The organism is Streptococcus devriesei DSM 19639 (assembly GCF_000423725.1).
Classification (GTDB): Bacteria; Bacillota; Bacilli; order Lactobacillales; family Streptococcaceae; genus Streptococcus; species Streptococcus devriesei.
In genome coordinates, this window is the sequence record NZ_KE384084.1 from 311,466 (window position 1) to 333,595 (window position 22,130).

A 22,130-nucleotide genomic window follows, 5' to 3' on the forward strand; every position below is an offset into this window, starting at 1 on the left:
ATCATACCACAGAAAGGCAGGAATTCAGACATAGTTTTTATCTATCATCCGATATAGAAAAACTATATGCGCAAGCAGCCACCCTTGCTTAAATCAGCATACAAAAACGATAGAAGCATTGCTTTCTATCGTTTTGAGATTTATTCAGATTAAAAGCGTGCCAAATCAAGAGCGTGCTGAGCAGCCAAATTAAGCAGGCTCCACTGCCGGTCAAAGCCCGGCTGGAAGAAGAAATCAGCCTGTGCTAAATCTTCTAAGGTCATCTTATGGCCGATAGCCAGTGATAGGACGTTGCCTTGTGCTGTTACATCGTATTTGGATAAAACGGCACCGCCCAAAATCTGATGTGTTAACGGGTTAAATGTCAAGCTGACATAAACTTTAGGATTGCTGTCATCAGGAATATAAGCTGGACGCAGGCGATCTTCATAAAAGCTGGTTTTAAATGGTATTTCCGCTTTTGCGGCTGAAAAGGCATTTAAACCGCTGGCTGCAAAATGATAATCAAACAGACTCAAGGCCGAAGAACCAACGACACCTGCAAAGGCCTCATGCGGTTTCGTTTCAAAAATATGTTTAACAAGATATTGAGCTTCGCGGCGGGCAGTTGTTGCTAAAGCGATCGGCATAGGTTTGCCGGCCGGAATAGACAGAGGTAAAACAGCATCGCCGATAGCATAAACATCCGGAAGATTTGTTCGAAAATACTCATCCACCTTGATAAAGCCGCCGTCTTCTAAATCTACTGTGCCCTGCAGCCAGTCTGTATTAGGCTTAACACCGGCAGCAACAATGACGAGGTCAGCCTTAATAGTTCCTTTATCGGTTATGACCGTTTCGACCTTATCGCTTCCCTGAAAACTTTCAATCTTAGCACCCATACACAAGTTGACATGATTTTTTGCCAGTTCAGGCTCTAAAATATCAACTAATTCCGGGTTCAGATAAGTTCCCAGAGGACGATCGATAACATCTATCAAGGTAACATTCTTCCCGGCACCGGCAAAGACGTCTACTGCTTCCAGACCGATATAACCAGCTCCGACAACAACCACATCCTGAACAGCGTCTGATTCCAGAGCAGATTTGATCTTGGTTGCCCAATCATAACCGCGCATCAAGTAAATATTCTCAAGATCATTTCCCTCAACAGGCAGCATTACAGGCTTAACACCCGAACTCAAAATGAGCTTATCGTAGGCAGCTTCTTTTTCCTGTCCCGTTTTGGTATCACGGACAGTAACCGTTTTTTGATCAGCATGAATAGCGCTAACCTGATTGTTCTTAAAAATTTTCCCGCCTCGTTTTTCTAAATCGGCTGGCGCAAAATTACGCACATCGTCTTTAGCTGTCACTTCATCTTTTAGATAAAGCTCCATTCCGCAGGACATAAAGGAAACGAAGTCCCCTGCTTCATAGATAGTAACCTCAATATCAGAGTACTGATCTAATAATTCTATAGCAGATTCGTGCCCACCATGTGAAGCTCCGACAATAATAACTTTTTGTTTGCCCATAAGTTTTACCTCCTTAGTTACCTTTATGGTACGCTTTCATTCTAACTTAGACAAAATAGGAGGTCAAATGATTGAATTATTAATTTAACAAGCGCTTCCAAACATCATTTAAATGCCTGAAAGACACAAGAAAAGACAGTTCAGCAAGAAAACATGGCTGTTTTTTCTGAACTGTCTTTGATAAAAATTTATAGCTGCTGCAAAATACTGTCCCACGAGGCATCCAAGCCCGTACGGTCAACAGATGAAAAAATAATGAACTGATCACGTTTATCAAAGTCTAATTTCTTTTTTATCGCTGCTGCGTGCTTATTCCATTTACCACGGGGCACCTTATCAGCTTTTGTAGCAACCAGAATGACCGGAATGTCATAATATTTCAGAAAATCGTACATCTGAACATCATCTGCACTGGGATCATGACGAAAATCAACCAAGCTGACCACCGCCCGCAAATTCTCGCGGCCGGTCAGATATTCCTCAATCATTTTTCCCCATTTAGCACGCTCAGCCTTGGAAACCTTGGCGTAGCCATAACCAGGAACATCTACAAAACGCAGTTTATCATCAATATTGTAAAAGTTAAGCAGTTGAGTCTTACCGGGTTTGCCCGAGGTTCTGGCAAGATTTTTCCGCCCTAAAAGCGTATTGATAAAACTTGATTTGCCGACATTTGAACGCCCGGCCAGAGCCACTTCCGGCAGATCATCCTGCGGATAATGTGACTTGTTTACTGCACTTAACAAAAGAGAGGCGTTATGGGTATTTAAAATCTCGCTCATACGGTCTCCTTATTAGGAAGCTGTCTCAAGAATCGGTTTGTCTGTTCCCTCAACTGCCTCTTTGGTAATACGAACACAGGTCACATCTTCCTGACTTGGAATTTCAAACATCAAATCCAGCATCGTTTCCTCGATAATTGACCGAAGACCCCGTGCACCTGTTTTACGCTCAATTGCCTTTTGAGCAATAGCTTCCAGAGCATCTTGGTCAAATTCAAGTTCAACACCATCATAAGACAAAAGCGTTTTGTACTGCTTAACCAAGGCGTTTTTAGGTTCGGTCAGAATCTTAACCAGATCATCAACAGTCAGCTGTTCAAGAGCAGCCAAGACCGGCAGGCGGCCGATGAATTCCGGAATCAGACCGAATTTTTGAATGTCCTCAGAAATAATTTCCTGCATATAGGATGACTTGTCATCAACCTTCTTATTGTTTTGCCCGAAGCCGATAATCTTTTCTCCCAAGCGCTGCTTGACAATATCTTCAATGCCGTCAAAAGCACCGCCAACGATAAAGAGAATATTTTTGGTATTAATCTGAATCATTTCCTGCTGCGGATGCTTGCGGCCGCCTTGCGGCGGAACACTGGCAACCGTTCCTTCAATGATTTTCAGCAGAGCCTGCTGAACCCCTTCACCTGAAACATCGCGGGTAATAGAAACATTCTCACCTTTTTTGGCAATTTTATCAATTTCATCGACATAGATAATACCGCGCTCTGCGCGTTCCACATTATAATCAGCAGCCTGAATCAATTTCAGCAGAATATTTTCAACATCTTCGCCTACATAGCCTGCCTCAGTCAAAGCAGTGGCATCTGCAATAGCAAAGGGAACATTGAGGCTCTTAGCCAAGGTCTGAGCCAAAAAAGTTTTTCCGGAACCTGTCGGGCCAATCATCAGAATATTAGACTTTTGCAAGTCAACATCCTGGTCTTCCTGACTTTCTGTGAAACTGATGCGCTTATAGTGATTGTAAACAGCAACAGCCAAGGCACGCTTAGCGCGATCCTGCCCGATCACATAGCTGTCCAAAATTTCTAAGAGTTCCTTAGGTTTTGGCACTTCAGTAAGATCAGCAAGAACTTCTTCTGCTAATTCTTCGCGGATAATCTCTTGTGATAATTCAACACATTCATTACAGATAAACACTCCGTTGCCTGCAATGATTTTTTTGACTTCATCTTGATTTTTGCCACAGAATGAACAGTGAACCGTGACATCAGTAGTTCTATTTCCAGCCATTTCTTCCTCTAATTTCTAATCTCTTTTAAAATAAGGTTCCATAAAAAGCATGAATGGTATTTACAATATTCGTAAAAGCATTCAATAAGAAAAACACTCCTAAACCATAGCGATTTTTCCTAAACGCAGGAATTGCGCACAAGATACAAATCACAAACAAAAAGGCAGTAAACACCCCAAAAATACTTCTTTGCATAATCTTAGGCAAATCTCCTTGCTACTTCTTTTCCCAAACAGTAATGGTAAAAGGATAAGCGTTTTTATCATCACTGTCAAAATCTGTGCTTGCTGTCTCTTTAAAATCAGACCAATCAAGGTCAGGGAAATAGGTATCCCCCGAAAATGTCCCGTGGACTTTGGTTTTGATCAGTTCATCATAATGGCCTTCAAAGACTTTATAAATACTGGCACCGCCGACAACGTAAAGATTTTTGTCCTGATTGTCAAACCAAGCCAGCACTTCTTCCAGACTGTTAAGAGCTTTAACGCCTTCTGCCTGAAAATCCCGATCCCTTGTTAAAATCAAGATTTCACGGTTAGGAAGTATTCGGCGCTTCATCCCATCAAAAGTGACACGCCCCATTAAAAGTGCATGCCCTGTTGTTGTTTCTTTAAAATGCTTAAGTTCTTTGGGAAGATGCCAAGGAAGCCTGCCATCAGCACCAATCAAACCATTTTCATCTTCTGCCCAAATGGCAATTATTTTTTTTGTCATTTATACAGATTACCTTTTATTCTCATTTCTTTTATTTTAACAAAATTTATTGAAAAAAGCTCAGAAAAAATTTATCTGCCGCTTTAGATAGCCAAATCAAACTTCAATTGCGGTTTGACCGGACTGTAATCGATCAGCTCAAAATCCTCAGGCTTGATATCAAAGAAGTCAGTCTTGTCAGGAACATTCAGCACTAATCGAGGCTGGCAATCTGACGGCTCACGGCTCAAAAGCTCCTTGGCTTGCTCAAACTGATTATCATAAATGTGAAGATTGTTGACAAAATAGAAAAATTTGCCAACTTTCCAGCCAAAGTGCTTAGCAATCATCATTTGAAGAGCGACGTACTGCATAGCATTGATATGATGGGCAACCAGCATGTCATTGGATCGCTGAGTCAGTGTTGCATCCAGATAAATATCCTCACCCACACGGCGGACATCAAACATGGTCTGAAAGGCACATGGAAGCAGGCCATCCGTTTTTTCAAAGGCTTCATAATCCCAAAGACTGATGACATTGCGGCGATTCCAAGGATTTTCAGCCAGCTGCTTGAGAATTTTGTTCATGATATCATGCTTTTTGACAATAGCACCATAGCGCTCACCGATTGTCCCGGTCTGTCCGACTTCCCAGTCGTTCCAATACTTGACGCCGTATTTATCATTCAAAACAGATAACTCATTGGTTTGATCCTGATAAATCCAAAAGACTTCTTTAATGGCTGACTTGATAGCAATCGGCCGCAAAGTTGTAATTGGAAATTCGCCTTGGGCCAAATCATATTCAGCAAAGGAACCTGTGATATACTTGGAATTAGCTGTCTGGCCATTCTTATACTTGGGCCGTGCCTGTTCGCTCCAAGCACCTGTTTCTAAAATTTCATGAATGTTTTCCTTAAAAATAAGATCTGCCTTGGTCATAGCTTCCCTCTCTATGTATGTAGGAAATCAGCACTGAATTTCCTTTTAAAAAACATTATAGCAGAAAATGGCTCTGCCGTCCGATCTCAAGCACAGGACGTTTTTTAATTTGATTCTCAAAAGTTTATTCGTTAATTTTATTTCAAATTGTGATAAAATAACTATGATATTTTACAAAAAATATATTTGAACAGAAAAGAAGGAATACCTATGACAATTGGAATTGATAAAATTGGTTTTGCGACCAGCCAATATGTCTTGAAAATGAAAGACTTAGCCGCAGCCCGCGGCGAAGATCCTGAAAAATTCAGCAAGGGTCTTATGCTTGATGCGCTCAGTATCGCTCCTATTACAGATGATATCATCACTTTAGCTGCTTCTGCTGCCGAGGAGATTCTAACAGATGAAGATAAAGACCTGATTGATATGGTCATTGTGGCAACTGAGTCAAGCGTTGATCAGAGTAAGGCCGCTGCTGTTTATGTCCATCAGCTGCTGGGCATCCAGCCTTTTGCCCGCAGTATCGAAATGAAAGAAGCTTGTTACAGTGCTACTGCAGCGCTCAATTATGCTAAGCTGCATGTTGAAAAGCATCCTCAGTCGCGGGTGCTCGTGCTGGCCAGCGACATTGCTAAATATGGGATCAATACTCCCGGTGAATCAACTCAAGGAGCAGGCAGTATTGCCATGTTAATCAAAAAAGACCCCAGCATTCTGATCCTTCATGATGAAACACTGGCACAAACGCGTGATATCATGGATTTCTGGCGGCCTAATTACTCAATAACACCCTATGTTAACGGCATCTATTCTACCAAACAGTATTTGGATATGCTGAAAACAACTTGGACAGAGTATCAGAAGCGCTTTGAAACCTCTTTAGCTGATTTTACAGCCTTTTGTTTCCACCTGCCTTTTCCTAAGTTAGCCCTCAAAGGTTTCAATAAAATTATGGATAAGACTTTGCCAAAAGCCTTACAGGAAAAGCTGAGAGCAAATTTTGAAGCTTCTATCCTTTACAGCCGGCAGATCGGAAATATTTATACAGGATCGCTTTTTTTGGGACTCCTCTCTCTGCTTGAAAACAGCCGGCATTTGACATCCGGCGATAAGATTGCACTCTTTAGTTACGGCAGCGGCGCTGTCGCAGAAATCTTTACAGGCACCTTGGCTGAAGGTTTCAAGGAGCAGCTGCAAAGCAATCGTTTGGAAAACCTTGCACAGCGCAGCCCTTTATCTGTAGCAGAATATGAAAAAATGTTCTTTGAGGAAGCAGCTTTAGATGAAAACGGCAATGCTTCCTTTGCAGATTATAAAACAGGTGCTTTTGCTTTAAAAGAAATTGCAGAGCATCAACGTATTTATGGTAAATTTAATGACTGAAAACAAAGTAAACTGGACAGGATTTTCTAAGAAATCCCTAGAGGAGAGAATCAGCCTGCTGGCTGAAAAGCAGCTGCTCAGCGCTGAACATTTAGATAATCTGAAACATAATCGCCAGCTGCCGCTTAAAACAGCTGACCAGATGGCAGAAAATGTTATAGGAACACATTCTCTGCCTTTTGCATTAGCGCCTGACTTTCTCATTGACGGCAAAGAGTATCAGGTTCCCTTTGTCACCGAAGAGCCTTCCGTTGTTGCTGCTGCCAGCTTTGCAGCAAAAATCATCAAACGTTCCGGCGGTTTTACAACGGTCATTCATGAGCGGCAGATGATTGGGCAAGCCGTGCTTTATCAGGTTCCCAATCTCAGAAAAGCCCAAAACGATATTCTGGCTCAAAAAGCCCAGTTATTAGTTTTGGCTGATGAAGCCTATCCTTCTATCGTTAAACGCGGCGGCGGCGCGCGCTGTCTGACAGTTGATATTAAAGACGATTTTCTTATTGTTTACCTGACAGTTGACACACAGGAAGCCATGGGAGCCAATATGGTTAATACCATGATGGAGGCCCTGATGCCGACACTGGAAGAATTATCCGGCGGACAGCAGCTGATGGCGATCTTGTCTAATTACGCAACAGAATCTCTGGTAACGGCAAGCTGTCAGGTTGACCTCAGGTTTCTCAGCCGTGATAAGGCAAAGGCACAGACATTTGCTCATAAGATAGAGCTGGCAAGCAGGCTGGCTCAAACCGATAGTTACCGTGCCAGCACCCACAACAAAGGCATTTTCAATGGCATTGATGCTGTTGTCATGGCAACCGGCAATGATTGGCGAGCTATCGAAGCAGGCGGTCATACCTATGCAGCTAAAGATGGGCAGTATCGCGGCTTATCCCTTTGGACTTTTGATCAAAAGCAGCAGGTTCTCAAAGGAACTCTGACTCTGCCTATGCCTGTCGCTACCAAAGGCGGATCCATCGGTCTCAATCCCAGTGTTCAGACAGCTCATGACTTGTTGGGCAATCCAAATGCCCGTGAATTGACAGCTGTTATTGCCTCTGTCGGGCTGGCCCAAAATTTTGCCGCGCTTAAAGCCCTGACCAGTACTGGCATTCAGTCTGGACACATGAAACTGCAGGCCAAGTCCCTTCTGCTGCTTGCCGGTGCAAAAGAGACTGAGCTTCCTAAAGCAGCTGCTCTGCTTCTTAAAACCGAACACCTGAATTTGGAAACTGCCCAGACTATTTTACAAAACCTCAGAGATGAAACCACTTAGACACAGCAGTCTAAGTGGTTTTTCGTTAATCAAGCTATAAAGACTGTCTTTGTTCTGGCACTGCTTTTTCCGTCGTGTATTTATTTTTGCCGTTTAGCAGTTTTTACTTGACATTATTTTTAAATAATTATATAATCTAGTAACAAAAACTAGATAAACTAAAGGTGGTAATCTATGATTTATTCATATCCCCAATGGAAAGAACTGCCGGAACTAGATTTGTATCTTGACCAAGTTCTTTTATATGTCAACCAGATCGCCGGCTTCTCTGCTCAAAACGATAAAGGGCTGACAGCAGCTATGATTAATAACTATGTCAAACATGGACATATTGATAAACCTGTCAAGAAAAAGTACAGCCGCAAACAGCTGGCCCGTTTGATCGTCATAACCAGTTTAAAAAATGTCTTTGCCATTCAGGAAATCAGTCAAACACTGGAAATTCTGACGGCTAACCATCAGTCAGAAACCAGTTATAATTACTTTGTCGCCTGCATGAACGGTGACAATATAGAGGATGTCCCAGCAGTCATTATTGCTGCCTGCCAGACATTGAAACTCTATCATCAAACGCATCAGCTTGTTCTAGAATTAAAAAGAGGTAATCCAGATGACTCCAACACAAACACTTAAATTGAGCAAGCAACTAAGCTTTGGCGAAGAGGTTGCAAACAGTGTCACCCATGCTGTCGGCGCTGTCATAATGCTCATTTTGCTGCCGATTACCGCTATCTACAGCTATCAATATTACGGTATAAAAGCTGCTGTCGGTATGTCCATTTTTGTTATCAGTCTCTTTTTGATGTTTTTATCATCGACAGTCTACCATTCAATGCAGTATGACTCACCGCAAAAATATGTCCTGCGCATTATTGATCACAGCATGATTTACATTGCTATCGCAGGGTCTTATACGCCGGTCGCCCTATCCCTTGTCAGCGGCTGGTTGGGCTACCTTATTATTGTTTTACAGTGGGGAACAACGATTTTCGGCATTTTATATAAGATTTTTGCCAAGAAGATCAATGACAAATTCAGTCTCTTTCTGTATCTGCTGATGGGATGGCTGGTTGTCTTTATCATTCCGGCAATTATCAGCAGAACCGGTCTTGCTTTCTGGCTTTTGATGCTGGGCGGCGGACTTGCTTATACTATCGGTGCTTTCTTTTATGCTAAGAAAAGACCGTATTTCCACATGATTTGGCATCTCTTCATTCTTTTGGCTTCTGCCCTTCAGTATATTGCCATTGTCTACTACATGCTGTAAAAATTATTTCTATAAAAAACGAACCTGAGCATTTCTGTCTCAGGTTCCTTTTCTTTTTGTGTCTGTGTTTTAATGCCAGAAATAACTCTTCAGTTTTTTAAAACCGATAACTGTCAGTTTATCAGCATTTACTTCTTTTTTGATTTGCTGCAAAAGACTGACAAGCTCACTCTTTAGAGTCTCGGAATGATCGGATTGTGCAAAACACTGATTGATAAGAATGTCCAGCTCTTGGGGCCAGCTTCTTTGGTGAATTGTAAAATAACGATTTTTCCTTTTAAAGATTATAAAACACGCGGTATAGTTCTTGTCAATTTTTCTCATTGAGCCATCATCAGAAATGGAAAAGCTCCGCTTGTACACCGTTAAATTTGTGTAGCCCCTTGTCAAATAATCAGAAATATGGTCTGCATCGTCACTGACAGCATAAACATCATTGGTCAGGCGGGAGAAGGCTTGGTTTATTCCAGCAAAATAGACTTTATCCGGTGCTGCATCTGCATTCATCAAATCATCCGAAAACAGTTTAGGAAAATCCACCAGCTGTGTTTCGAAAAAATTAAAACTTTTAAGCAGCATTTGACTACCTCCTGGGATTTTTGACCTGCCGGGCATCTTTTAATTTTCCATATAAGATATAATCAACAGTCTTTAGATCTTCAACAGTTTTGCAGTTGAGAGCACACATGATCAAGCGCAAATCGTCTTTCCAGCCGTTGACAATATCAATAGCTTGTTCAAGAGGGTAACGTTCTACCAATTCTAAGACAGTCCGTGACAGACCAACAGCCCTTGCGCCAAGTGTCAGGGCTTTTATCATGTCCAGAGGATGTCTGATACCGCCCGATGCTAGAATTTCAACTGTGTCTGTTAACTGCTGAGCGTTGAGCAATGCCTGCACGGTCGTCTGTCCCCAGTCATTGAGATAAGAACGGCTGCCGCCTCGCTGATTCTCAATATAGGCAAAACTGGTGCCGCCTCTGCCTGAAATATCAAAGGTCTTAATACCCAGATTGGCAGCCGTTTCAATAGTTTTAACATCCATGCCAAAACCAACTTCTTTAAGAATAACCGGTACAGGAATCTCTCTGGCATAATCCGCAAGATTGGATTTCCAGCGGCGAAATTCACGTTCACCTTCCGGCATGAGGAGTTCCTGCATGAGATTGACATGAACCTGCAAAAAAATAGGCTTCATCTGAGCTACCGTCTGCTGCCCAAATTCAACAGGCTTATCAAGGCCGATATTGGTCGCCAGCAACAGGTCTGAAAATTCTTCCTGCGTCGGGTAGGAATTATCATGCTCATTTTGCAGGGCAGCGCTGTAAGAGCCCGTCACCATGACGAGTCCTGTCGCCTGTGCAAGCTGAGCCAATTTACGATTAACGGCTCTGCCTTTTTCTGAACCGCCGGTCATGGCATTGATATAGAAGGGAAAATCAAAGTCGCGTCCAGCAAAATGTGTGCTCAGATCAATGTCTGACAGATCATAATCAGGCAAAGAATGATGGATCAGTTCCATATCATCAAAACTATTGTAGGGGGCTTCATATTTAAGAGCATATTTGATATGATCGTCTTTTCTGTTTGCCATGCGTTCTCCTATAACTTTTCTTGGTAGAGCAATTCGATACCCTTTGCCTGCCAGCGCTCTATTAATGTCTGACTGGCTTTTTCATCAAACGACAGAGCAATTCCACAGTCTCCGCCGCCTGATCCCGATGACTTGGCAACAGCATCCAAACCTTGGCTGGCAGCTTTTAAGTCCTGCAGCTTGTCATTGTAAATAGCAGGGCTGAGTGAAACTAGAAGATCTGAAACTTTCTCAATTTCTTCTTTAATGACCGCCTTCTGACCTGTTTCCAATCCAGATTTGAGCCTAAGAACAGCTGCCTGCGTCTGACTGAGAAATCTCGGATTGATGGCTGACTTAACCAAGTTAATCATATCACGCGAAATAGACGGCTGCTTGGTCCAGCCAACGAGGAAATGGCAGGACAGGCTTGGCTTAATAACCTCAACAGCATAACCCCAGTCTTTTTCTAAAACTGTCTGCAAGTCTTCCTGTTCAATCCAGCTGCGCACGCGCGAACGGTCAAAGGCAGTAAAGCAAATCAAGTCATCATAAGCAATACAGGCAAGATCTCCCATAGAACCATTGTCGCCGCGCTTGATTAAGGTATAAGAAGCCAATTTAAAGAGTGTATCTGCTGATAGCTGTAAACCATAAAAAAGAGCCAAGGCTTTCAAGGTCAGCACGGTCACGCTGCCGCTGGAGCCAATGCCAAATTTAAGTCCGTCCCGCTCCATTTTCCCGCTGATGTCCAGAGAAAAAGGCCTCAGCTCAGCCGCATTCTTGCCTAAAAAAGCAGCCCAAACAGCGATAGTTTCCTGAATCAAGGAGTAATTGGCATCTGCTGCAAGTCCTGCACGATAGTTAAACATATCAGACCAAATAGAAATCTGACTGGCTGGTTTGATATGGGCTGTCATATAGATGGGAATATTCTTGATAATAGCTGACTGCTTAGGTGTTAAAACAGCGTATTCACCGGCAATATAGAGTTTGCCGCCGGTCTGCACTTGAATGGCATCATCAATCATGTTAAAGTTCCTTTGTTTTAGACTTGATAATCTGATAGTTTTGAGCCAGCAAAGCAGCCAAGCGATCTAAATCTTCTTCCAAGCACAGAACTTTGACATTGGGCCCAGCATCCATGGTGAAATAGCAGAGCTCACCTTGGGCGCGCAGTGCCTTAACGGCATCCATAGCTCTGTAAGACGCCTCAGTCAGATAAGAAAAGGGCGGGTTGGCTGTTTTAGTCGTTGCATGCATGGCCAGGGCATTGCGCTCAGCCAGTTCACCGACTTTTTCAAAATCATTAGCCTTGAGATAAGCCAGCATATCTGCATAATCCTGTTCAGACTGCTTGATCCATTCGTCAAAGGTCGTTGATGTTTCAGCACAGCGCTTCATGCCCTCTCTGCTGGAAACAGGCTTTTTAGCATCATCTAGAATCAGCATGATCATGGCCAAATTTAAATCGGTCTTGACCTTATAAATCTCACCGGAATCCTTATCCCAAGCAGCTAACGGTCCAAAGAAAGAACGTGACGAAGAACCTGATGCAAATTTTGCCAGCTGAGCCAACTCACTCTGACTGAGATGCTTATCAAAAAGATCATTAGCAGCCTTCACAAGGGCTGACAGACCGCTGGAACTTGATGACAGACCCGCTGCTGTCGGCATATTATTAGACGTTTCTATTTTCACAAAGACTGGCTGATCTTTTCGAAAATAGTCCAAAATCTTGCTCATCTTGGCGTGCTCTTCTTTATTTTGCAAAACACCGTCAATATAAAATTCATCAGCAGCGGCATTTGGCAAGAGCGACAGTTTGGTCTCCGTATACATGTTTTCAAGCGTCAGAGAAATACTGCCGGTTGCCGGAATCATCTTTTCGGCATCGGCCTTTCCCCAATACTTAATAATAGCAATATTAGCATAAGATTTGACACTTACAGTTTTTTCAGTCACCTTGAAACTCCCTTTCACCTACCATTTGGCCGCATGCCTCACCTTCTTATTTTAATATAAAAATTAGAAAAAAGCGACCCTTAATAGCCGGAAAGCAGTCAGGTCAAACTTTGGTCGTTCTTACAGCTGCAAGCGTATCAAGACAAAATAAAAAGGACAGCACTCTGCATAATACAGAATGCAATCCTTCTCATCTATTTTTATCTAACTTATGAAGCGCTCTTTTTATATTTAAATTTTACCAGTGCTAATATTAGAGAACATAATTGACAGTATAAGTATCGTCGGATAAAATACGAGCCAGAAAGCGCCGTGTTCGCTCTTCCTTAGGCCGCAGAAAAAATTCTTTAGGGCTTCCTTCTTCAATAATATGTCCGCCGTCCATAAAGATAACATGATTAGCGACGTCTCTGGCAAAACTCATTTCATGCGTCACGACAACCATGGTAATGCCTTCCTCAGCCAGCTGTTTCATGACGCCTAAAACATCACCGATCAATTCTGGATCCAAGGCTGATGTCGGTTCATCAAAAAAGATAACATCAGGTTTCACCGCAATAGCACGCGCAATGCCGATGCGCTGCTGCTGACCGCCCGATAGCTGACTGGGGTAATAATCTCTGTAACTTAGTAGACCCACCTTTTCTAAGGCCTCTAAAGCTATGGTCTCTGCTTCTTTCTTAGGAATTTTCCTCGCAACAACAAGACCTTCCAAAATATTCTCCAGAGCCGTTTTGTTAGCAAAAAGATTGTAATGCTGAAAGACAAAGGCAGTTTTCTGCCGAATAGTCAACACCTCTTTTCGGTTTAAGGAAGCTAGATCATAGGACTGACCGTCTAAGGTCAGCTGTCCCTGATCAGCCTTCTCTAAATAATTAAGGCAGCGCAGAAAAGTCGTTTTCCCTGATCCGCTGGGCCCCAGAATGACAACAACGTCACCCTTATTGACCTTCAGACTGACATCGTCAAGGACAGTCTTATCGCCAAATTGCTTTGATAAATTTTTAATATCTAACATAAGTTCTCCTTAAGCAAGCTGCTTCTCCAAGCCTGAAAATCCCAACTGAATGAGACCGCAGATAATAATATAAATAATAAAAATCACCAGGTAAGATTCAAAATACTGGTAACCATGAGCCGCTTCTACTTTGGCAATGGCCGTAATATCCTTAACCGTCATAACAAAAACCAGTGAGGTTCCTTTGACAATATTGATCACTAAATTACAAAGATTAGGAAGAGCATTTCGCAAAGCCTGGGGAAAAACAATCCTGAGATAACTCTGAGTCGCTGTCAGACCGATAGATTGGGCTGCTTCCAGCTGCCCCTTATCAACTGTTAAAATGGCAGAGCGTAAAATCTCCGATAAGGTCCCTGTTGTCATCAAGCTAAAGATAATAAAAGCATAATAAATAGGATTGAGTTTAAAAATATCAAGTCCGCTTGATTTTAAAATCGTATTTAAAATACTGGGCAAAAGGCTGTAGAAAAATAGAATTAAAAGAATGGGCGGTGTTGCTCGGATAAAAGCCAAATAAATCACAGAAAAGGTTGTTACCCCTTTAATCTTATAGATTCTGCCCAGCGCCAAAAAGAGAGCCGGAAAGAAACTCAGCAAAATCGAGACAGCCATAATAGCCAAAGTAACAGGAACACCTTTTAAGGAGAGTAAAAACGTCTGAACAATATAATTAAAATCCATAATACCTCCTTAAACATTTCCCTTTGTAAGACGGTGCTCCATCAGATGAGAAACCACTGACAAAATCAAGGCAATTCCCCAATAAATAAGGGCAACTGCTGTATAAGTTTCCAAGGAATAATTTCCCAAATTACGGCTAATCAGCAAATTACCGGCTCCCATAATATCTACTAAACCAATCGTATAAGCCAAGGCAGCATCTTTCATTAAATTCAAAACAGCTGTTGTGATATTAGGCAGAGCAATTTTAAACGTCTGCGGCAGGAGAATCCTGATAAACGTTTGATAGCCTGTCATACCGATACTCAGTCCTGCTTCCAACTGTCCTTTAGGAACCGCTAAGTATGCCGCTTTAAATACTTCCGATATAGAGGCTGCAAAGAGTAAAACCATAGTCACAACAACAAAAATGGTACGTGACCAGCCATCTACATCTAAATGAAGCCACCATGTCAAAAATTCAGGCAGGCCGTAAAAAACCAGAAAAAGTAAGACAATCGGCGGTGTGCATCTCAGTGTAAACACATACCCCCGTGCAAAACCGGCTAAACCAGTGTCAGAGCCTGCCTGTGCCCAGGCAAGCCCTGCTCCTAGCAGCGACCCCAAGAGAACCGTTAAAAAAATTACCCAAAGAGTCAAAGGCAGAGCGGATAAAATAGTCGGCAAAAACTTAAAAACATAAGCTGGTGTGTAAGAAACCATACCAACCTCCTATTTTGTCACATAGTTAAAGACATCTTCTCCAAAATATTTTTTGGACAGTTTTGATAAGGTCCCGTCTTTTTGTAGTTCCTTGATGGCTTTGTTGTAGGCAGTCACAAATTTTTTATTGGACTTGCTGCGGTGAATCAAAGGATAGGTCTCAATACCCTTGTAAGGGAACCAAGTGAGTTTGTCAGCATATTTGTGGTAAGCTCCATTCTTATCCTTGACCGCTTGCTTAAAAGATAATTTTATATCAAAGTAAGCATCATAACGCCCTTCGAGAACCCAGGCATAGGCGTCCGCTACGGTAAAGCTCTCTGCGGCTTTCAGAGCAATTGGTTTATCTTTGTGATTTTTATTGTAATCCTCAATTACATTCCACTGAGCATTCTGCGGCGAAATGGGAACCAGTTTGCCGCTTGATTTGGCAAAGGAGTTAATATCAGTAATTGTTTTTTCATCATCTTTTCGGATGGTAAAGCCAATGACGCTGGCCCCGATAGCATCCTTAGGAATTATAAATTTCTCAGCCCGTTCTTTTGTATACCAAGCTCCCTTAGTGCCGATATCGTATTTGCCCGACTCTAGGCCAATCAGTAAATCTTCATCGCTTGTTCCTGTATATTTAAATTTATAGTCAGGCAGCTTTTTATCTATCGCTTTTAAGACCTCTACTTCATAGCCGGTACTTTCACCCTTGTCATTAACATAATCGTATGGGGCATAATTTTGCGTATGAGCGACCTTAAGGGTCCTTACCTTATCATTTGCTGCATGATTTCCTGCCAATTGACGTCCAATCACAGTCCCGCCAATAATTAAAACAAGAATGCCGCCTGCAGCTAACCACTTTTTCTTAACCATTTAATCTCCCTTTCTTTTTTTGTGTCCTTATAAAGCTGCCGCTTCTTTAACCCAAGCGATGCGTTCAGCAGCAATATCGCTTGGAATCGTGCAGTCAGCACCGATAATGGTAGCTCTTCTGCCGGCTTCTTGCAGCAGGGCTTTCACCTGTGCCTGCACTTCTTCTTTACTGCCACGATACAGCAGCCCTTCTGTTGTATTCACAAAGCCGCCTAAAACGGTCTTACCGCCAAAAAGCTCACGGCCTTGCGATAAACTGATGCCTTCCGGACCCACTGCCCAATTATAGACCTGAGCCGGATAATCTTTAAAGAGGCTGATATCATTGCTGGCACCCTCGTAGCCGCAAATGTGAAGCACACTCAGACCATCTGCCTTATGGGCTGCTTCAAGAATAGTCAGATCACTGGGCGAAATGTATCTGCTGTAATCTTTGAAACTGATACGCTCATCTTGAATAGACTGAACACTGAGATAGATTCCTTCAATCCCAGTTTCTTTGATAATTTTTTGAACTAAAATGGCAATGTCATCAGCAATAACATCCAAAACGGTTTTTAACGTCTGCGCATCTTCTTGGAAAAAGCGGGCAATAATGCTGTCTCCGCTCGATACCTTGCCGGCCAGCTGCCATTTAAGATAAGTTACCGGAGCAAAGATATTATAAATGGCTACTATATCCTCTGTAAAACTAGCTTTAATCGCCTTAACCAGCTCTACCTGTTGGTCAAACCAAGGATGATCTTTGCCAATAGAAGCAATACCTGCCAGTTCTTTGACAGAAGTCACATCTTTAGTGATTAACGGATTAGGGTAGGTAAAAAAGCCATCGCTCATAATTTTGATAAAATCAGGATCCACTTCTTTGATAAACTTCCTGTGTCCTTCAAGGTTTTTCTTAAACAGGCTGCGGCTATTGAGACCTTGCCCCAGTTCTTCTTCCGGCAAAAAATGATACCAAAAGCCAACCGGTACTTTGTCAACATTTTCACCTCTGAATGCTTTTAAAACCCATTCTTTTTTACTGTCTGCCATAAGCTCATCTCCTTTGTAGCATAAAACTTGGTTTTATCTTATCACCTCCTGTCTGGTCTGTATAATCTATCTTTTTTATGGTAAACCATAAATTTTATTTATAGCTGTCTAAAAGCAGGACCCTTGCAGGAAAGGACAATCAAGAAAAGCTATAAAAAAAATCTATCAGCTCTTTGCTTTTTTCTATCAGCTTTTTGCAGATTTTAGGCTGCTTCTTTTGTTATAATGTCAGAAAAACTCAGTAAGAAGGAAACCGTTATGAACATTCAACAATGCCGCTATGTTGAGGCTATCGCCAAGACAGGATCTTTCAGCGAGGCTGCCAAAAGGCTCTATGTCACCCAGCCCAATCTTTCCTCATCCATCAAAGAATTGGAAGAAGAGCTGGGTGTACAGCTCTTTGTCCGCTCTAATACCGGAACACGTTTGACGGATGACGGCTATGATTTTCTGAAATATGCCAAACGCATCTTGGGAGAAATAGACCTGCTTCAGCAGCGCTATCAGGATAATTACAAGAACAGCTTTACCATCAGCTCACACCACTATGATTTTTTGACCATCGCTCTTCTTGAAATAGCAGAGCGCTTTAAAGATGACTACCAACATTTCCACCTCATTGAAACAACAACCAAGAAGATTTTGGAAAGTGTTCTTAACTTTGAAAGCGATCTGGGTATTCTCTATCTCAACGATGACAACCGCCATATTTTAGAGCGCTACTTCAAGCAGTACAATCTCACCTTTACTCCGCTTGGGGATTTCCCGACACGCATTTTTTTGAGAAAAGGCCATCCTTTGGCTAAGCAAAAGCTTATTGAAAAATCACAGCTTAAAGATTATCAGCAGGTCCGATTCAGACAAGAAACAGCCGGTCTTAACTTTGATGAAGATACTTTGGGTACTCCGGAAGACCAAGCTGTTTTTTACAGCAATGACCGCGGCACTGTCATGAATATCCTCTGCGGCTCTGACGCCTATGCTTCAGGACTTGGCATCGTCAACAGTTTCATCAAGGATCAGATTGTTTTGATTCCTCTTAAGGACAGCGAAACACATACCCTTGGCTTTGTTACCAATAACCGCAAGCAAGAGTCTGCCATTACACAAAAATTCATCGCCGCTGTCAAGAAAAGCTTAAAGGAACACAGCAAGGACGCAAACAGCTGACACGTTTCAGCCAGTAGCGAAACTAGTCATGGCAAAAAGACTGCATTTGCTAAACTTTGGGTTAATATCACTAAAAATCAGTCTAAATAGTTGCAAAGCCAAAGGACAAATTTTATAATACTAAGGCAATATAAGGAGGAAGATATGTCAGTCATCAAAACAATTTTGGTTATTTTAGTTGCCTTAGAATTTTTCTACATCATGTATTTAGAGACCTTTGCAACGCAGTCTGCCAAAACCGCACAAGTTTTTGGTATGAGCCGGGAGAAATTAGCTGAAAAAGAAGTTGACACACTGTTCAAAAATCAAGGAATCTATAACGGTCTCATCGGTCTGGGACTGCTCTATGGCTTAATGTTTAATACAGCACTGATTCTGCCGATCTTGGTCTATATTATTTTAGTCGCTGCCTACGGCGCTTACAGCAGCAATCCTAAGATTCTTTTCATGCAAGGCGGACTAGCGATTGTCGCTGCTCTTTTCTATCTTTTTTAATGAATTGCATTAAATGTTTCATTAACTTTTTTTCACAATAAAAACGAGCTCGATCTGGCTTTTGGCATCTAACCGAAAGTCGGATTGGCTCGTTTTTGTTTTGTAGCTCTGCTGCTCCAATGGGAATCTACAAGGTTACCTTAAAGGTAATGGTATCATTTTTATAGGAAACTGAGATTTTTCCTTTAAAAATTTTAACAATGCTTTCTGCCATAGAAAGTCCGATACCGTATCCTGTCGTTTGAGTATTATGAGATTCATCCTCACGGTAGAATCGGTCAAAAAAGCGGCTGTAGTCAAGTTTTGATCCTTCTGCATAGGTATTAGACACTTCTAATTTTGCCTTTTTCAGACCGTTGGTGCGGCTGAGGCTGACACTGATCTTTCCGCCGGCATCACAGTATTTATTGGCATTATCCACCAAAAGAGTAACCAGCTCAAAAAGTGACTTTTCTTCAGCCTTGACATAGATACCTGAGGCAATCTGCAGTTCAAAGTTTTTACCGTCCTTGATAATCAGGCCCTTAAACCCTTCAGCTGCTTCTTTGGCAACAGCCGAAAAATCGACCCTATCAAGCACTACATCCGGCTGCTCCTCCAGTCTGGCTAGAACAATCAGCTGATTGATTAAATGTGTCAGCCGCTCCACTTGTTCTTTAGTGCTCTTCGTCCACTCCGTTTCGCCAGTAGTTAATTCCTGCAGTTCATTATTGGCAGAAATGATAGACAAAGGGGTTTTCAATTCGTGTCCGGCGTTGGTGATAAAGCGTTTTTGCTTTTCATAATTTTCAATATAAGGTTTAATGGCAAAACCGGAAAAAACAGAAACCACAATAATGAAAAAGAGCAAACTGTAAAAGGACATTTGCAAAGCCAGATTGAGAAGATCAGCCCGATCATCAAAATATCTGGTAGAATCCAAAACAACTACCAAATGACGGGAGCCGCTGATTTTAGTCACACGATAAGAGTAGGAATGCCCGTCTCTTCTAAAATGCCCGTTTATCTCATTGAGGTTAATATTTCTCATATAATCTTCCAGCTGCTGCCTGGTCAGCTGCGGAATATGTTTGAGATTGACAGAGATCGGTATCTTATTTTCATCAGTGATAAAACTGTAGTATTGGTACTGATTAAGGACAGCTTCTGACACTCCCCTGTCGCCAAACTCTCTGTTGACTTCGGTTGATTCCGGAAGTTCTCCTTTATTTTTAGAAAGAACCGTCAGAACAAAATCAATTTCACCATTGCCTTGCACATAGCGGGCAGAATAAAAAACAGTTATAAAAGAAGCTAAAATGAACAAAATAGCCAAAGAGGCAATGGCAATAAAACGAAAACGTATTTTACGAAACATAATCATCACCTGCTGACTCAACCAAACGAAATTCACCGTCTTCTTCACCTAAAATAGCAAGATCAGCCTTAATGGCCTTCAGTTTTTGACGGAGATAAGACACATAAATAAAGACATAGCCTTCATCAATTTCAGGATCTTCATCTTTAGCCCAAACATGCCGAAAAATTTCTGCCGTTGACAAAGACTTGTTGGGATTGAGCATAAAAAACTCCATCAGCTTTGCTTCTTTTCCGGCTAAGCGAATGGTATTGACAGAGGTCAGCTCCTGCTGAGCAATGTTAAAACTGACGCCGCCCAAGGTTAAAATTTTTTCGGTAAAAGTATCCAGCCGCCGCTCCAGGGATGCTAAACGCGCCAGCAGTTCCTTCAGAGAAATCGGCTTTGTTAAATAGTCATCTGCACCGGCTTCAAGTCCGGTCACCTTATCTTCAATTTCTGACATGGCTGTCAGCATGATGACATGCGTTCTGTCTCCGCCTGAACGAATTTCACGCAGAGCCTCCAGTCCGGTTTTAACGGGCATCATGATATCTAAAATCATGACATCATACATTTTTTCTCTGGCTTTCTCCAGAGCGTCTTGACCATTGTAAACGGAATCAACCTTATAGCCTTGATGCTTCAAAGCCGCTGTATAGGCACGAGACAGCTGTTCTTCGTCTTCTGCTAATAAAATATTCAGAGTCATTTAGTCACCGCTTTCTGCGATTAAATTGCGAATGGTTTGCATGGACAAATCACAGGAGGCCAGCTCATCAGCACAGCGTTTCAATTCCTTAGCGATACGCTCAGGATTTTTGATATTATGTTTGTATTTCATTTGATGCTCCAAGCTTGCCCAAGAATCCATAGCGATAGTCCGCAGCTGTATTTCAGCAAAGTATCTGCCCGGAAGCTGCCCTAGGCAGTCTTCAAAAGGTGTTTCTATTTCTAAAATCAGATGGTATGAGCGATAGCCATTAGGCTTTGCCTTATAGACATAGTCCTTTTCATTGTAAACACAGACACCGTCCATTTGCTTTATGATGGCAACTGTCTTATAAATATCATCGACAAAGCCACAAACAATACGAATACCAATCGCATCTCGAATTTCCTTTAAAGCAGACTGGGCCGTTAAAGGCAAGTTTTTACGCTGACATTTTTCCCGCATACTGTCATCGGTTTTGATGCGTGCAAGAAAGTGCTCAAAAAGTTTAAAGCCCGTCTCGGTCTTGACCTTCACATTTTCCGCTTGAATCTGCCGGCTCAAATCATCTATAATCCGCTTCAAATCGCCTTCATATTTCCCGTAAATTGTTTCTTCTGACATCATTAATCCTTTATTGATACTTGCTTTCTATTATATCATACAAGATTAAAGAATCCTTATTTTGCTAAAGGACATTCAAAATTTCTAACATTGGAGGATATCATGCAAAGTCTCACATCATTTTGATGAAAGGACTGACTTTGCAATTTTGATATACTGTTAAACTGAAACAAACACCAAAAAACTTACCATGCAGGCAATGGTAAGTTTTAATTCATCATTGATTAATCATCAAATCTTTTTGAAGACTGCGGAGCCTGTCTGGCGTATTTTATTCCCCATAACAAAAGGATAAAAAGGGTAAAACTGATCACAGCAACAGTCGAAAAAATAATGATGCTGTAAACTGTTTTTACTTGAACAGCTTTATAGCAGCTTAAAATGGTTAAAAACAAAAAGACGGCAGCAAAGATGAGCTGATGAGCAACGGCGGAAACAGAAGTTTCTTTTGGGGCAGCCTTTCTGATTTCTTTGACAAAATAATAATTCAACGCCGCCGTACATAGAGTGATGATTAAAAAGCAAATCTGAACAAGCAGAGGAGACTTAAAAATGTCCTGCGTCAAAACCATAATCAACAGACAAACAGCAATCAGCTGAGCTGTTAACAATCTCAATAACTTCAATTTCTGACTTTCTTTCTCAAACATATCTTTCCTCCTTGTCTCCCAAAAGAAGTTTCCATATTAATAGAAATAAACAAATTTCATTTTTTATCTTATCTCTTGGCCAAGAAACACCTATAGTATAACTTATTTTAATCCGTTTGTGTGACGATTGTCGTAAATGGTATCAAATATGTCGTGAACGGTTATTGATTTTTCAAAAATAGCCATTCACG

Annotated in this window: 24 protein-coding genes; 6 read left to right on the top strand and 18 right to left on the bottom strand. The window is 41.8% G+C overall.

Annotated features, from left to right (window positions below; translation table 11 throughout):
- Positions 1-149 precede the first annotated feature (149 nt).
- The 5 genes from G573_RS0107600 to G573_RS0107620 all read right to left on the bottom strand — a co-directional run bounded on the left by G573_RS0107600 (position 150) and on the right by G573_RS0107620 (position 5,182).
- Positions 150-1,517: an FAD-dependent oxidoreductase gene (locus G573_RS0107600; RefSeq protein WP_027976162.1), complete on the bottom strand. Its 1,368-nt coding sequence runs from the start codon at positions 1,515-1,517 to the stop codon at positions 150-152.
- Positions 1,518-1,705: 188 nt separating this feature from the next.
- Positions 1,706-2,299 (bottom strand): ribosome biogenesis GTP-binding protein YihA/YsxC, encoded by a 594-nt coding sequence (gene yihA / locus G573_RS0107605; RefSeq protein WP_027976163.1) that lies wholly within the window; start codon positions 2,297-2,299, stop codon positions 1,706-1,708.
- Positions 2,300-2,311: 12 nt separating this feature from the next.
- On the bottom strand, positions 2,312-3,544 hold the full coding sequence (clpX, locus tag G573_RS0107610) for an ATP-dependent Clp protease ATP-binding subunit ClpX (RefSeq protein ID WP_027976164.1): 1,233 nt from the start codon (positions 3,542-3,544) through the stop codon (positions 2,312-2,314).
- A 217-nt stretch (positions 3,545-3,761) separates the two neighbouring features.
- Entirely contained in the window at positions 3,762-4,259 is a 498-nt protein-coding gene (locus tag G573_RS0107615) for a dihydrofolate reductase (RefSeq protein ID WP_027976165.1), read from the bottom strand.
- Positions 4,260-4,342: 83 nt separating this feature from the next.
- The gene (locus tag G573_RS0107620) at positions 4,343-5,182 is read right to left on the bottom strand and encodes a thymidylate synthase (protein ID WP_027976166.1); all 840 of its coding nucleotides are present in this window, start codon (positions 5,180-5,182) and stop codon (positions 4,343-4,345) included.
- 210 nt (positions 5,183-5,392) lie between these two features.
- Between G573_RS0107620 and G573_RS0107625 the strand changes: the two genes are divergently transcribed.
- The 4 genes from G573_RS0107625 (at position 5,393) to trhA (ending at position 9,108) form a co-directional block, all read left to right on the top strand.
- Entirely contained in the window at positions 5,393-6,565 is a 1,173-nt protein-coding gene (locus G573_RS0107625; RefSeq protein ID WP_027976167.1) for a hydroxymethylglutaryl-CoA synthase, read from the top strand.
- On the top strand, positions 6,558-7,841 hold the full coding sequence (locus G573_RS0107630) for a hydroxymethylglutaryl-CoA reductase, degradative (protein WP_037586851.1): 1,284 nt from the start codon (positions 6,558-6,560) through the stop codon (positions 7,839-7,841). Before G573_RS0107625 ends, G573_RS0107630 begins: the two co-directional genes overlap by 8 nt.
- A 174-nt stretch (positions 7,842-8,015) precedes the next feature.
- Positions 8,016-8,474 (top strand): DUF1836 domain-containing protein, encoded by a 459-nt coding sequence (locus G573_RS0107635; RefSeq protein WP_027976169.1) that lies wholly within the window; start codon positions 8,016-8,018, stop codon positions 8,472-8,474.
- Positions 8,452-9,108 (top strand): PAQR family membrane homeostasis protein TrhA, encoded by a 657-nt coding sequence (gene trhA, locus G573_RS0107640; protein WP_027976170.1) that lies wholly within the window; start codon positions 8,452-8,454, stop codon positions 9,106-9,108. The genes G573_RS0107635 and trhA overlap by 23 nt, the downstream gene beginning before the upstream one ends.
- 69 nt (positions 9,109-9,177) lie before the next feature.
- On the opposite strand, the gene G573_RS0107645 is transcribed toward trhA, so the two are convergent.
- From G573_RS0107645 to G573_RS0107685, 9 genes are all read right to left on the bottom strand, one after another.
- The gene (locus G573_RS0107645) at positions 9,178-9,687 is read right to left on the bottom strand and encodes a hypothetical protein (RefSeq protein ID WP_027976171.1); all 510 of its coding nucleotides are present in this window, start codon (positions 9,685-9,687) and stop codon (positions 9,178-9,180) included.
- Between the two features lie 4 nt (positions 9,688-9,691).
- Positions 9,692-10,702, bottom strand: coding sequence for a type 2 isopentenyl-diphosphate Delta-isomerase (gene fni / locus G573_RS0107650; protein WP_027976172.1), 1,011 nt, complete (start codon positions 10,700-10,702; stop codon positions 9,692-9,694).
- 8 nt (positions 10,703-10,710) lie between these two features.
- Complete coding sequence (locus G573_RS0107655; RefSeq protein ID WP_027976173.1) at positions 10,711-11,709, bottom strand: phosphomevalonate kinase; 999 nt, start codon at positions 11,707-11,709, stop codon at positions 10,711-10,713.
- A 4-nt stretch (positions 11,710-11,713) separates the two neighbouring features.
- Positions 11,714-12,646 carry a diphosphomevalonate decarboxylase gene (gene mvaD / locus G573_RS0107660; RefSeq protein ID WP_027976174.1) on the bottom strand — a complete coding sequence of 311 codons (933 nt, stop codon included), beginning with the start codon at positions 12,644-12,646 and terminating at the stop codon, positions 11,714-11,716.
- 253 nt (positions 12,647-12,899) lie between these two features.
- Positions 12,900-13,664, bottom strand: coding sequence for an amino acid ABC transporter ATP-binding protein (locus tag G573_RS0107665; RefSeq protein ID WP_027976175.1), 765 nt, complete (start codon positions 13,662-13,664; stop codon positions 12,900-12,902).
- 9 nt (positions 13,665-13,673) lie between these two features.
- Positions 13,674-14,348, bottom strand: coding sequence for an amino acid ABC transporter permease (locus tag G573_RS0107670; RefSeq protein WP_027976176.1), 675 nt, complete (start codon positions 14,346-14,348; stop codon positions 13,674-13,676).
- 9 nt (positions 14,349-14,357) lie between these two features.
- On the bottom strand, positions 14,358-15,050 hold the full coding sequence (locus tag G573_RS0107675) for an amino acid ABC transporter permease (RefSeq protein WP_027976177.1): 693 nt from the start codon (positions 15,048-15,050) through the stop codon (positions 14,358-14,360).
- A gap of 9 nt (positions 15,051-15,059) precedes the next feature.
- Complete coding sequence (locus tag G573_RS0107680; RefSeq protein ID WP_027976178.1) at positions 15,060-15,917, bottom strand: transporter substrate-binding domain-containing protein; 858 nt, start codon at positions 15,915-15,917, stop codon at positions 15,060-15,062.
- A 27-nt stretch (positions 15,918-15,944) separates the two neighbouring features.
- Complete coding sequence (locus tag G573_RS0107685; RefSeq protein WP_027976179.1) at positions 15,945-16,952, bottom strand: uroporphyrinogen decarboxylase family protein; 1,008 nt, start codon at positions 16,950-16,952, stop codon at positions 15,945-15,947.
- Between the two features lie 258 nt (positions 16,953-17,210).
- Here G573_RS0107685 and G573_RS0107690 point away from each other — a divergent pair, with 258 nt between their 5' ends.
- Complete coding sequence (locus G573_RS0107690; protein ID WP_027976180.1) at positions 17,211-18,122, top strand: LysR family transcriptional regulator; 912 nt, start codon at positions 17,211-17,213, stop codon at positions 18,120-18,122.
- Between the two features lie 144 nt (positions 18,123-18,266).
- Positions 18,267-18,617, top strand: coding sequence for a DUF1304 domain-containing protein (locus G573_RS0107695; RefSeq protein WP_027976181.1), 351 nt, complete (start codon positions 18,267-18,269; stop codon positions 18,615-18,617).
- Positions 18,618-18,744: 127 nt separating this feature from the next.
- On the opposite strand, the gene G573_RS0107700 is transcribed toward G573_RS0107695, so the two are convergent.
- The 4 genes from G573_RS0107700 to G573_RS0107715 all read right to left on the bottom strand — a co-directional run bounded on the left by G573_RS0107700 (position 18,745) and on the right by G573_RS0107715 (position 21,939).
- Complete coding sequence (locus tag G573_RS0107700; RefSeq protein ID WP_027976182.1) at positions 18,745-19,974, bottom strand: sensor histidine kinase; 1,230 nt, start codon at positions 19,972-19,974, stop codon at positions 18,745-18,747.
- Positions 19,964-20,665: a response regulator transcription factor gene (locus G573_RS0107705; protein WP_027976183.1), complete on the bottom strand. Its 702-nt coding sequence runs from the start codon at positions 20,663-20,665 to the stop codon at positions 19,964-19,966. Before G573_RS0107705 ends, G573_RS0107700 begins: the two co-directional genes overlap by 11 nt.
- Positions 20,666-21,289 carry a GTP pyrophosphokinase gene (locus G573_RS0107710; protein ID WP_027976184.1) on the bottom strand — a complete coding sequence of 208 codons (624 nt, stop codon included), beginning with the start codon at positions 21,287-21,289 and terminating at the stop codon, positions 20,666-20,668.
- A 224-nt stretch (positions 21,290-21,513) separates the two neighbouring features.
- The gene (locus G573_RS0107715) at positions 21,514-21,939 is read right to left on the bottom strand and encodes a hypothetical protein (protein WP_027976185.1); all 426 of its coding nucleotides are present in this window, start codon (positions 21,937-21,939) and stop codon (positions 21,514-21,516) included.
- Between the last annotated feature and the right edge of the window lie 191 nt (positions 21,940-22,130).